This is a genomic window from Collinsella sp. AM29-10AC (assembly GCF_003469085.1).
Lineage (GTDB): Bacteria > Actinomycetota > Coriobacteriia > Coriobacteriales > Coriobacteriaceae > Collinsella.
Map to the genome: position 1 here is coordinate 145,017 of NZ_QSKB01000002.1, position 12,078 is coordinate 157,094.

Annotated in this window: 9 protein-coding genes and 3 tRNA genes; 1 reads left to right on the plus strand and 11 read right to left on the minus strand. The window is 58.3% G+C overall.

Annotation, left to right across the window (positions count from 1 at the left end):
• Nucleotides 1–5: 5 nt before the first annotated feature.
• The 7 genes from DW754_RS01580 to DW754_RS01610 form a co-directional block, all read right to left on the minus strand.
• A complete protein-coding gene (locus DW754_RS01580) occupies nucleotides 6–743 on the minus strand; it encodes a CpsD/CapB family tyrosine-protein kinase (protein WP_117758243.1) in 738 nt (245 codons plus the stop codon).
• A gap of 2 nt (nucleotides 744–745) precedes the next feature.
• Nucleotides 746–1,402, minus strand: a complete 657-nt coding sequence (locus DW754_RS01585; RefSeq protein WP_055250503.1) for a YveK family protein — start codon at nucleotides 1,400–1,402, stop codon at nucleotides 746–748.
• A gap of 195 nt (nucleotides 1,403–1,597) precedes the next feature.
• Nucleotides 1,598–3,022 carry a cell wall metabolism sensor histidine kinase WalK gene (locus tag DW754_RS01590; protein WP_117634258.1) on the minus strand — a complete coding sequence of 475 codons (1,425 nt, stop codon included), beginning with the start codon at nucleotides 3,020–3,022 and terminating at the stop codon, nucleotides 1,598–1,600.
• A gap of 3 nt (nucleotides 3,023–3,025) precedes the next feature.
• Nucleotides 3,026–3,754, minus strand: a complete 729-nt coding sequence (locus DW754_RS01595) for a response regulator transcription factor (protein WP_089572665.1) — start codon at nucleotides 3,752–3,754, stop codon at nucleotides 3,026–3,028.
• 64 nt (nucleotides 3,755–3,818) lie between these two features.
• A complete protein-coding gene (gene pstB, locus DW754_RS01600) occupies nucleotides 3,819–4,694 on the minus strand; it encodes a phosphate ABC transporter ATP-binding protein PstB (RefSeq protein WP_199411424.1) in 876 nt (291 codons plus the stop codon).
• 103 nt (nucleotides 4,695–4,797) lie between these two features.
• Nucleotides 4,798–6,036, minus strand: a complete 1,239-nt coding sequence (locus tag DW754_RS01605; RefSeq protein WP_117758244.1) for a sensor histidine kinase KdpD — start codon at nucleotides 6,034–6,036, stop codon at nucleotides 4,798–4,800.
• A 25-nt stretch (nucleotides 6,037–6,061) separates the two neighbouring features.
• The gene (locus DW754_RS01610; RefSeq protein WP_117758245.1) at nucleotides 6,062–6,757 is read right to left on the minus strand and encodes a response regulator transcription factor; all 696 of its coding nucleotides are present in this window, start codon (nucleotides 6,755–6,757) and stop codon (nucleotides 6,062–6,064) included.
• 197 nt (nucleotides 6,758–6,954) lie between these two features.
• Here DW754_RS01610 and DW754_RS01615 point away from each other — a divergent pair, with 197 nt between their 5' ends.
• Nucleotides 6,955–8,295 (plus strand): D-alanyl-D-alanine carboxypeptidase family protein, encoded by a 1,341-nt coding sequence (locus DW754_RS01615; protein WP_158561600.1) that lies wholly within the window; start codon nucleotides 6,955–6,957, stop codon nucleotides 8,293–8,295.
• Nucleotides 8,296–8,617: 322 nt separating this feature from the next.
• Here DW754_RS01615 and DW754_RS01620 read toward each other — a convergent pair.
• The 4 genes from DW754_RS01620 to DW754_RS01635 all read right to left on the minus strand — a co-directional run bounded on the left by DW754_RS01620 (nucleotide 8,618) and on the right by DW754_RS01635 (nucleotide 11,938).
• Nucleotides 8,618–8,708: transfer RNA gene (locus DW754_RS01620), tRNA-Ser, on the minus strand.
• Between the two features lie 92 nt (nucleotides 8,709–8,800).
• Nucleotides 8,801–11,242 (minus strand): lipopolysaccharide assembly protein LapB, encoded by a 2,442-nt coding sequence (locus tag DW754_RS01625; RefSeq protein WP_117758247.1) that lies wholly within the window; start codon nucleotides 11,240–11,242, stop codon nucleotides 8,801–8,803.
• A gap of 353 nt (nucleotides 11,243–11,595) precedes the next feature.
• Nucleotides 11,596–11,672 (minus strand) — tRNA-Arg (locus tag DW754_RS01630).
• A 189-nt stretch (nucleotides 11,673–11,861) separates the two neighbouring features.
• Nucleotides 11,862–11,938 (minus strand) — tRNA-Arg (locus tag DW754_RS01635).
• Between the last annotated feature and the right edge of the window lie 140 nt (nucleotides 11,939–12,078).

Here is a 12,078-nt window from a genome sequence, read left to right on the forward strand (position 1 = left end):
ATCAACTAAACGTTTGCTCGGTTGGTGAAGATGCCCTTTTTGGAAGTGCCCTGATCGTCGGAGCCCTTCTTAACCTTCTTACCGTCCTTGGTGTAGTAAGAATAGTAGTACTCGCTGGTCTCGGTCTCACAGTAATTCATGACGGTACCGATGAGCTTGACCTTCTCGGACTTCTTAAGCTGGGCGATAGCGTTGAGCGCCTCTTCGCGCTTGGTAAAGTCCTCGCGCACCACGAACAGCGCGCCGTCGGTCAGGCTGGCAATCTCGGCAGCATCGATGAAGGTGCCGACCGGAGGAGCATCGAAGATGACGTACTGGAACTTAGCAGACAGTGCCTTGACCAGCTTGGCAAAGCGATGGGAGACGATGATGTCGGCAGGATTGGGAATATGCGGCTCGGCATCGAGGAAGTAGAAATTCTTCTGACCTGTCTCGACAATCGCCTGGTCGATAGAAACCTGCTCGGACAGGACTGCATAGAGTCCGCCGCGCGAACGAACGCCGAGCATATCGGAAAGGGACCTGCGGCGCATATCGGCCTCGACCAGGAGCACGGACTTGCCGCTCGTGGCGATTGCCTGAGCAAGGTTAATGGAAACCGTAGACTTGCCCTCGTTGGGAATCGAGGAGGTAACGGTGATGGTGCGAATGGGGTCGTCCACGCTCGCAAAGCGGATGTTGGCCAGAAGGGTCTTGGCGGCATTCTGTACAACGAGCTTATCGGTGTTCTTTGCCTTAGCCATGCCTATTTACCACCTTTCATAGCCGGAATTCGGCCAACAACGGGAATACCCAGGAGCTCTTCTGCCTCTTCGGCACCGCGGATGCGGGTATTGAGCATGTCTGCCAAAACGACATAGGCAACTGCGATAAAGATACCGGCGAGGAACGCGACGGCAATATACAGCGTGCGCTTGGGGCCGCTGGGGGCTTCGGGGGTCTTAGCCTCGTCGATAACGTTGATGCTCTGGGCAGCGCCGACGTTCTGAGCGACCGTACTCACCGAGCTGGCAATGGCCTTTGCGACCTCAGCCGTCTCCTTGGCATCGGTGCCGGTAACCGAAAGCGTAATGACACGCGTGGTGGTCTCGGAGGAAACAGACACCTTGTAGTCATCCAGATCGGTGAGGCCCAGTTCTTTGGCGGCGCCGCTCTTAACGCTATCGCTATCCAGCAGCGTGGCGATATCGTTGGAAAGCATCTGGCTCGCCGAGAGATCGTTGTAGCTCATCTGACCGCTATCGTCGGTCTTGGCGAGAATGTACATGCTCGTCGTCGCGGTATAGGTGTTGTCCATCGCAACGAAGGACACGATGCCCATGGCGATCGCGCAGACCACCGGAAGGGTGATGACCAGCTTGAGGTGCTTCTTCAGCAGCTGGAACAGTTCGAGAAGGGTCATGCAGCTTGCCTTTCATTTCCCCAGTTCGGATTGACAAAACTGTCCGTATGTTATCGCATCTTTTTACCGAGACCAAACTCTATACATAAGAAACAGGCTCTCCTGTAAAAATGTCGGAAGCAATCGTAAAATTGCACAACAACGCCGCACCCGAAAGTCAAATGCGGCGTCTACATCAATATCTATGTTGTATCGCTATGCGAATGGCTCGTCCTGCTGTATGGGAAACGTCACCGTAATGGTGGTTCCCACGCCCAACTCGCTCGACAGATCGAGCGTGGCGTGATGATACAGGGCCGCATGCTTGACAATGGCAAGCCCCAGGCCGGTTCCGCCGCGCGCCTTGGACCTACTCTTGTCCACGCGATAGAACCGCTCAAATACCTTGCCCTGTTCTTCAGGCGCGATACCGATTCCCGTGTCGGCGACAGCGAGGAACGGATGGCCTTCGTCGTTGGTGCCGCACTGCAGCGTAACCGTACCGCCGGGCCGATTGTAGCGGATGGCGTTGCTTGCCAGATTATAGATGAGCTCGTCGACCAAGCGCGACACGCCTTCGATGACCACAGGCTTGGTCTCATGACTTATCGTCACATTCGCCTGACGGGCGACCTGTTCAAGACGCTGCTCAACCGCGTAGATCGCACGCGAGAGCTCAATAGGCTCCGTGGAACCAATGGGCACTGCCTCGCCTTCAGTCGCACGTTCGGCCTCGTCCAAGTTAGACAGCGTAAGGATGTCGTTGACAAGCGCTGCCAAGCGGCCCGCCTCACGATAGATGCGACCGCCAAAGTTGCGCAGGTCGTCCTCGCCCTCGACCATGCCATTTGCGATGAGCTCGGCATAGCCCGAAATCGCCGTAAGCGGCGTCTTGAGCTCATGGGTGATATTCGCCGTGAACTCGCGGCGCATACGGTCGTTGTCCGCTAGCACCGCCATTTGGCGCTTGAGTTCCTGGCGCTGCGACTCGATGCGCTCAAGCATGGGAACCATCTCGGCATAGGCGTGCTCATAGCTACGGCGTGGGTGATCCAAATCCACCTCTTGTAACGGCGCGATGATGGCACGGGACTCACGGCGCGCCATAAAAAACGAGAGTACTGCACCCGCTGCTGCGATAAGCAGCATCGGCGCCAGCATCGACAGCAAAATCGCCGCAACGCCAGGCTGGGCCTGCGCCAAGCGAACGACCTGGCCGTTATCAAGGGTGACGGCGCGATACAGCATAATCTCGTCGAGTGTAGAGCTTGCGCGCTCCGCGGAACCCGAACCACTCTCAAAGGCCTCGATGACCTCGGGGCGATCGCCATGGTTGGGCAGTGTGGAAGGCGACGCCTCGTTGTCGTAGGCAACAGATCCGTCCTTATTGATCAGCGTGATACGAAGATCCTCGCGATCGAGGCTTCGCAAGAACGGAATGGGCTCCTGCTGCTCGTCGAGGGCGGCAGCAATGAGCTCGGTTTCCTGCGCCAGATTGGCACTCGTGGCATCCGCCAAAGTGTTTTGCACAAAGAACGCACCCAGCACCGTAAACGCCACGATAACCGCCATGGCGCAGACAAAGATCGTCACAAAAACGCGGTGCGACAGCGTATGTTTTCCCTGGGGGGCGAAGACCACGGGTTACTCCTCCGATGCGGTGGCCGCGGTGTCGTCGCCTTCGGCGCCATCACCGGCAGAAGGCTCGGCCAGGCGATAACCCACGCCGCGCACGGTCTCGATGGCGCTGGCATGCTCGCCCAGTTTTTGGCGAAGCGTCTGCACGTGCACGTCAACGGTGCGCGAACCGCCGTCGAAGTCCCAGCCCCACACGCTCTGCAGCAACGACTCGCGGGTAAAGACCACGCCGGGCTTGCGCATGAGGTACTCGAGCAGGTCGAACTCGCGCAGGGTGAGCTTAAGCGGCTCGCCGGCAACGGTCACCTCGCGATGGCTGGGCGAGAGCACGATGTCGCCCACGCTGAGCACATCGCTCGCCTGCTTGACCATGCCGCCGCGACGCAGCAGTGCGCGGCAGCGGCTCGCAAGCTCCATGAGCGAAAACGGCTTAGTCAGGTAATCGTCGGCACCGCCATCGAGCGCCATCACCTTGTCGAGTTCGGTGTCCTTGGCGGTAAGCATCATGATGGGCACCGTCGCCGTCAGGCGATCGGCACGCAGACGACGCATAATCGCCAAGCCATCGGTGTCGGGCAGCATGATATCGAGCAGCACAGCATCGGGCACCCGTCGCGCCACGGCAGCTTTAAACTCGCCATCACACGAAAAGCCCTCGGCCTCGATTCCCTGCTTGCGCAGCGCGTAGACTGTCAAATCCCTGATGTTGTCATCGTCCTCGACGTAATAGATCATGTTGAACCCCTTTGCGGCCGATATGACCGCATCTTAACCCTAAAGGCACCTGTAAAAGACAGCGTCAGCCAAAACGCCCCGTCAAATAATCCGCGGTGCGTGGATCGGACGGATTCTTGAAGAGTTGCGCGGTGGGCGCGTGCTCCACCAGCTCACCCAGCAAAAAGAACGCAACCGAATCGGAAATACGCGCGGCCTGCTGCATGTTGTGCGTCACGACCACCAGCGTGCAGGTCTCCTTGAGCTCGCAGGCCAGCTGCTCCACCACCAACGTCGACACAGGGTCGAGTGCCGAGGTCGGCTCGTCCATCAGCAGAATGTCGGGCTGCACGGCAAGTGCGCGGGCGATGCACAGGCGCTGCTGCTGTCCACCCGAAAGACCCAGGCCCGACTCTTTGAGCTTGTCCTTGACCTCGTCCCACAGGGCAGCGCGACGCAGGGAGTCCTCGACCAGCTCATCGAGCACGGCGCGGTCGCGCACACCCATACCGCGAGGACCGTAGGCGACGTTGTCGTAGATGCTCATGGGAAATGGGTTGGGGCGTTGGAACACCATGCCCACGCGCTGGCGCAAACGGCAGATGTCGCAATCGCCCAGGATATCTTGACCATCGAGCGCAATCTTGCCCTCGATGCGGCAATCCTTGATGCCGTCGTTCATGCGGTTAAAGCAGCGCAGCAACGTGGACTTTCCGCAGCCCGAAGGCCCGATGAACGAGGTGATCTGCTTGTCGCGGATCTTGATATTCACGTCCTTGAGCGCATGATGGTCGCCATAGAACAGGTCGAGGCCCTCGACATCGATGCGCGTCGGCGAGGCGGCAAGATCCTGCGCCGTGGGGCGCGTCGCGTCTCCGACTTCGCGCTCGTGCGCAGCCTCGGCTCGCGCCTCCATTAGCTCCTCGAGCTCCGTGGGCTCCATAGCCACACCAGCCGTCATACCGCATACCTCCACGTCGATATCAATTCAGCAGTATCGATAGTAGAAACCGCGGCTCATACGCACGTGAGCGCATTGTCAGGTGTTTGTAAGGGCGCCTACGCTACGCGGCGGGCAGCTCGATGGTAAAAACGGTATGCTCGGGCGTCGATTCGCACGCGATGGTGCCGCCATGCGCGCATACAATCTCCTTGGCGATGGCGAGACCCAGCCCAGCGCCGCCGCGATTGGTCGCACGCGCCGCATCCAAGCGATAGAACTTCTCAAAGATCACCTTGAGCTTTGGCTCAGGGATCGGATCGCCCTGGTTTATAAATCGTACGCGCACGCCGCCGTTACCCAAACGTCTGGCCTCAATCGTGATCATCGAGCCTTCATAGCTATAGGCAACGGCGTTTTTCATGATGTTGTTGAATACGCGAGCCATCTTGTCGCCGTCCACGAGCACCGTCAGATCCTCGCAGATATCAACCTGGGCTTCTTTATGCTGTTCGTTGAGAATGGGATAGAACTCGTCAGCCACCTGAGCCAGCAGCAACCCCAGATCAACATAGCCGCGCGTGAGCACGATATCGTGGAAGTCAAAGCGCGTGATGTCGAAGAACTCCTCGATGAGCGCATCGAGCCGGTGGGCCTTGTCGAGTGCCACGCCCGTAAAGTGCGCACGTTGCTCAACCGGCAGCTCAGGAGCCTCTTGCAGCAGCGAAAGATAGCCCACCACACTGGCAAGCGGGGTGCGTAGGTCATGTGCCAAGTACGTGACCAGATCGTCCTTGCGATGAGACTCGTCACGCAAGGCCTGTTGCACCTTGCGCTCGCGATCGCGCACACGGTTGAGTGCGCCCTCGACCTCCAGGAAGTCGCCGTCGATGTTGTCCCAGGTGTCGGGGTTATCGATCAGACGGTCCTGAATGCGGGCGGCAATCACGCGGTCGGCGTGCAGCTCGCCCTGCTCGTAACCCTGGTAGTACAGGGCGCGTCCGCAGAAGAACAGGACGCACACGGCAAGCGCCAGCACAAATCCAAGCATGTTGAACACAAAGCCGGCGTCAAAGAATACGGGCTCGCCAATACCGCCAAGCGCCATGGACCCGATCGCCAACGTAATTGTCCACGCGGCGCCGCCGATCACCACACAGCGGCGAACGATTTCGAATCGATCAATCAGCAAAAAGCCAATGAGTAGAACTGCCAGGATGCCAACGATATTGTCAATGCCGATGAGCAGCAGACTCAGCAAAAAGAGCAGCACCGTCGCTAGCGCACGGTTGTCAACGACCGCCCTTACGTATTCAAAGAGTCGATCGGGTACCTCGAATGCCCGCCTATCGTCTTTTGTCATATCTACTCCCCCACCATCAAAGGCGTTATTCGATTATGTAGCCGACGCCCCAGACGTTTTTGATAAAGCGCGGCTTCTGGGCATCGTCGCCGATCTTTTCGCGCAGATGGCGAATGTGCACCATAACCGTATTGTTGGAGCCGGGCATAAAGTCCTCGTTCCACACCGCGCGGAACAGGTCCTCCACGGGCACCACGCTACCACGATGCTCGACCAGATACAGCAAGATGGAATACTCGATGGGCGTAAGGCGCACCGGCGCACCGTCCACCGTCACGGAACGAGCATCGCGGTTGATCTCCAGTCCGTCGAGCTGGATGGTCGGAGACTCGGCCGCCTGCGAGCGGCTACCGTAGCTGGTGTAGCGGCGAAGCTGAGCGTGCACGCGCGCGATGAGCTCCAGCGGACGGAACGGCTTAACCACATAATCGTCTGCGCCAAGCGAGAGCCCCTCGATCTTGTCTTGCTGGGCATCGCGCGCCGTCAGCATGATCACGGGATAGGTATGGCTGGAACGGATCGTACGCAACAGCTCAAAGCCGTCGATATCAGGCAGCATGACATCCAGCAGCGCCAGATCGAACTCCTGCTCCAGAATCGCCTTGGCCGCATCGGCCCCGCTGTAGGCAATCTGGACATCAAAGCCCTCTTTTGTAAGGTAGATACCAACCAGGTCGGCGATGGCTTTCTCGTCATCAACTACCAAAATGCGCTCGTTCATGCGTGCTCCTCTCGCGCTCCATTATGCCCGAGGCGGCGCGTGCCACACACAACAAGCGCGGGCGATTAAGTCGACCTTAAGCACCAATGTGTCCGTTCGGGCGCGGATGCGGGCCACGCACGCACGCGATGATCGCCGATGCCGGCAAACGATATACTCTAGTTCCAGAAGAGACCATCCCGTCGAAAGCGAAATCTGTGAAGTCCCTCACCTCTTTTGCAAAGCGCTCAGCCCAGCTTGCCGCCGGCTTTGTCTGCGCTATCGCCCTTACCGCTGGCGTGCCCACCGTCGCCGGCGCCCAAGTGCTCACGACCGACAATGTCTGCGGCAAAACCGCCGATGCGCGCGGCATCACGGCCGAAAACCTGCCCGATATCGAAGCGACCAATGCCCTCGTCATGGGCAAAGACGGCACCGTCTACTATGGGCGCGGCGCCGATGAGCAGGTCAAAATCGCCTCGATCACCAAGGTCATGACCGCAATCCTAACCGTCGAGAATTGCAAGATGGACGAGAAGGTCACGGTGAGCAACGCCGCAGCCACCGTGGGTAATTCGACCGCCGGCTTGCTCGAAGGCGACGAGCTTACCGTGGAGCAGGCGCTGCGCGGCCTGATGATTCCCTCGGGCAACGACGCCGCCATCGTGCTCGCCGAATATGTGGGCAAGAAGATCGACCCTAAGACCAAAGACGCCGAGGCCACATTTGTGAAGGCCATGAACGAGCGCGCTAAGAAGCTCGGCTGCACCGGTACGCTTTTTGAAAACCCGCATGGTCTGGACTTTGATGAGTGGGCTGGCGATATGCACTCAACCGCACACGACGTAGCGCTGATGATGCAGGAGGCCATGAAAAACGACACGATCCGCGAGGTCGTAGCGAGCGAGGATTCCTGGATCGAGGTCACGGGCGCCGACGGCACCGACCATTCGCATTCCATGGACACGCATAACTATTTGCTGGGCCAAGATGGCAACATCGGTGGCAAGACCGGCACTACCGACGATGCAGGCTATTGCTTTACGGGTGCCTACAACCGCGATGGCGACGAGATCTACACCGTCGTTTTGAACTCCACCACCACCGACCAGCGCTTTACCGATACCGCAACCCTTGCCAATTGGTACTACGGTCACAAGGTGACGGTCGCGATCGCCAACACGCAGGAAAAGACCACCAACGGCAACCCGCTTATGGCGCGCATTGGTCAAACCGACTGGACTGATAAGACGATCGACGCCACACTCGCCGATCCTACGGCGCAAGCGACCGTGTTTTCCCTTGCCGGCGAGGTGACCGAAAAGGTTAGCTACGACGATCTTTCGGGCACGGTGCATGTGGGCGACAAGGTGGGCAGCATTACGCTCAAGCAGGACGGCACCAAGATCGCCGTCATGGATTTGGTTGCCGACGAGGAAGGCTCGGGGCCGAATCCCATTGAGTGGCTACTCGTGAAGCTCGACCGCCTGGGCCGCCGCATCGACAACCGCCCACTCACGGCAGAGAGCGAGACCGTAGCCAAGGCGCCCGAGGTGTAGGGCGCAAGAATAATAAGCCCACTGAAAGGAGGCGTCCGAAAGGATGCCTCCTTTTTTGAGGGTTCGAATCCCCAGCCGCCATTCTTGATAATAAAAAGGGCCCCAAATGGGACCCTTCTTCAAGTTCGTACTGGCGGAGAGCTGGGGATGTCCGGGCATGCTACGCATGCCCTCCGGCTTCAAAGCCTGGCGGCTTTTCGCCCACGGGCTACAAACGCTTTCGCGTTTGCTTAACGCCCGTGCCCTCTCGGGTTCGAATCCCCAGCCTCCTTTCTCCGCACCAAAAAAGGGCCCCAGATGGGACCCTTCTTTCAATTCATACTGGCGGAGAGCTGGGGATTCGAACCCCAGATGCCCTTTTGGGGCATACTCGCTTAGCAGGCGAGCACCTTCGGCCTCTCGGTCAGCTCTCCGTAACAGCCGTTCTATAGTAACCAAACAGCCAAGGATGAGCAAGAGGAAATTTTCTAATTGCCTAGCAGCCTTTCCTTCTTGAAAGCTTCGCCTACCCCAGCGAGCGGTTGAGGGAGCCGAGCTCGTCGTTGCCCATGGTGCGCCACATTTGGAAGATACAACCGCGCGCCAGGAAAAAGAAACCGTTGTCGACCAGTTGCACAGCGGCATCTGCCAGCTGATTTGTCACGGCGGACACTGGCGGCAGCTCTAGTCCAGCCTTGTGGATGGTCTCGACCGCTTCCTCGAACGTCGGAGGCTCGCTGACGCCCATCTCGTTCATAAGGCCCTGCATTTCTTCCAGCGCGCTGCTGCCCGACTCCTCGCCGCGCGGCACCAGACGGTAACAAGCCAGCGCCAGGTCGAGCTGATCGCAATTCCAATAGGCAAACGCCAAGCGATAGAACAGGTAGCCGATTGCAGAACGATCGCTGGCAATACGTAGGCCGTGGCGCGCCACCTCGATAATCTCGTCAAAGCGCTCCAGACGCGCAAGCACGTTGATGAGCGCAAAGTGCGACTGCATGGACGAGCGCGCCAGATCGTAAAGATGGCGCACCTCGGGCAGTGCTCGTTCAAAGTCCTCTTGCTCGGTGTAAAAACTGCAGATCTCGTGCTGGGCAAAGTACAGCGCATCGGGCGCACGAAGGATTCGCACAGAGCGGTCTTCTTCCAACACCGGTAGCACCATGCGCACCAGCTGGTTATCGCAAAACTGCGTTTGAACCAGACCTGTCGCCAAAAGCTCGGCGACGGCGCACTTAGCCTCCAACTCCTCGACAAGACGGGAAAAGCCTTCAAAAGCACCTGTACGGTCGACTTTTGCCTGCTCGCGCAATTCAACAACACGGGCCACGTATGGGTCGTCGTCCTCTTCCATGACCTCCAGCTCGTCAGCCGTATCGGCAAGCAGCAGATCGCGCAGCGCCGGCGGCAGCATGCGATGGTCATCACGCGGACGAGCATGAACCTCCGCAGGTTCAATCGTCTCCGGAGCGGTTGACTCATATGCCTCAAGCACACGCTTGCACGGCATATCGTCCATGTCCATGCTCTCAAGATCCTTGGCGACAGGCACGCAATCGGCCAGATAGGCCGCGCGCCCAAAGAAATACGTTGCGACAACGCGCTCGCCCTGCTCACTGTCGGGAGCAGCAATCTGCACATAGCAGCGCGTGATGCAGGTGCCCGCGGCAAAGCACGCCGCCGCAAGCGTGAGCGCCACGCGCGCATCGTGCTCCGCGGCCCAGATCGCACGCGTGTCCTCTTCCAGCTCGCGCCAGGCGTCATCTTGAGCGTCGTATTCACGTTGCGGCATGGCATCCACGACAGAGTGCCCAAACCGAACGAGCATAATCCCCTCGGCAACGTTTGCCCGATAGGTATAGTCGAGCCGCGTGATCACGTTGAGCGCCTCGACGATACGCGCGAAGCGGGTGCGCACGTCCCACTCACCGCCCGGCTGACACGCCACCGTCCCCGGTTTGCCCCACGGGTTATCGCTTGAGGCCGTATCGAGCAGTCGGGGAACATCGTTGGTCGTCTTGGCGATATGCCACGCATCAAAGAGCGCGCAGCCCTCAAGGCTCGGCGAGGATGCCGCGGGGACCAATCCGGCCCCGATGCGCTCAAGGATGCCGGAGAGGCGGTTGAGACGGCACTCGATGGCAAGCAGCATGTCAATCTCGTCCTGGTCCAGCAAGCTGCGATCAAAATTGAGATAGAACAGCTTTGACCGGTCGATGCGCGCTAGGCTCATTTCGGACTTGGCGGCAATGGTGCGTAGATGGGGCAAGTCGACCTCGCTCATAAGGGCGGCGGCATAACGCTCGATACCGCTCGGATTCTCGGCATGGTCAACGCGGTAAAGCAGCGTCTCGATAGCATCGGGGAGCGGTGCCGTGTTAAAGCCCAAAAACACCTCGACCGGCTCGGGCAACTTTACGAGCTTGATCTTGTCGATAACATTTTGCATACCCTCGTCGAGTCCGCCGGCGTCCGCCGTGCTCGCAATAGCGTTTTCGGAGTTGGCAAATATCACGTAGCGCAGGAACATCGATGCCATGAACTCGCCGTAAGGAAGGGAGCGGGCTGAATTCCATGTCTCGTGGTCGGACTGCTCGCGCATGGGGCCTTCGGGAGAGCCGACAGTTTGCGCACACGCGCGCATTGCACCGTTGGCTTCCCTTACCATAATCTCACCAATACTGGAATCCGACTCGTCAAGGACCAGTTCCATGTCGGGATCGTTGGGCAGCGGAGCCTCGCTGACGGGGCGGTCCACCTTGTACACCTCACCCGAAACGCTTACGTAGCCCAAAAGCGACACATGACTTTTGCCAACGAACTCGACGACATAACAAGATTCATGCTGATCCTCGCCAAAGAGTTTCCAGACCACGCCATATGAGCGTCCCGCAGGCTGCTCGGGCATCGCCGGAAAGCGCTTCTTGGGATCGAAAAACCTGAGCTTGTATGTCGGACGCTCTGCCACGAAGTATCACCCTGATCGGTCGCTTGAAGAAGGAGTGGTCGCGAATAAGTCGCGACATCTACTCGGAATCTTACACGAGTCGACAGGAAATCGTCCCTTTGGACGAAAGCACTCAAGCTGGCGCAAAAGAAAAGCCCCCGTTGCCGGGAGCTTTAATCTCAACTGGTGCGGCGTATAGGATTCCGCGCATCCGCTGCGCGGATCCGCACCGGCTTCGCCCGCCTGCCGGCGGACTCGCCCGCGGGCTAAAAACGCTCCGCGTTTTCTTGACGCCCGCGCCTCGACCGAGGTTCGAATCCATGCGGCGTCCGCCTAAAAGAAAAGCCCCCGTTGCCGGGAGCTTTAATCTCAAATGGTGCGGCGTATAGGATTCGAACCTATGACGTTCTGATTCGTAGTCAGACCCTCTATCCAGCTGAGGTAACGCCGCAACTTGTTGATTATTATGCACAGGGACTGAATAATAGTCAAGCATTTTTTCAAAAAAAGTTATCGAATTTGATTTTTAATCATTTGATGCAATCGATCGACTCGATACTTTCAAACACGGCGAAAGCAACTCCTCAAGTATGTCGACATATAAGAAAAGCCTCCGTTACCGGAGGCTTTAAAGTTCAGTTGGTGCGGCGTATAGGATTCGAACCTATGACGTTCTGATTCGTAGTCAGACCCTCTATCCAGCTGAGGTAACGCCGCAACGCACGGATTATTATGCACGCGGGCCCCCGATGGGTCAAGCGACAATTAGAAAAAAATTTTACGGAGTGATAATTAAGTTGTTCGCCTTGATTGTCATTTTCATTGCAACAGCCTCAGGACTCAGCGCAACGCGTTGC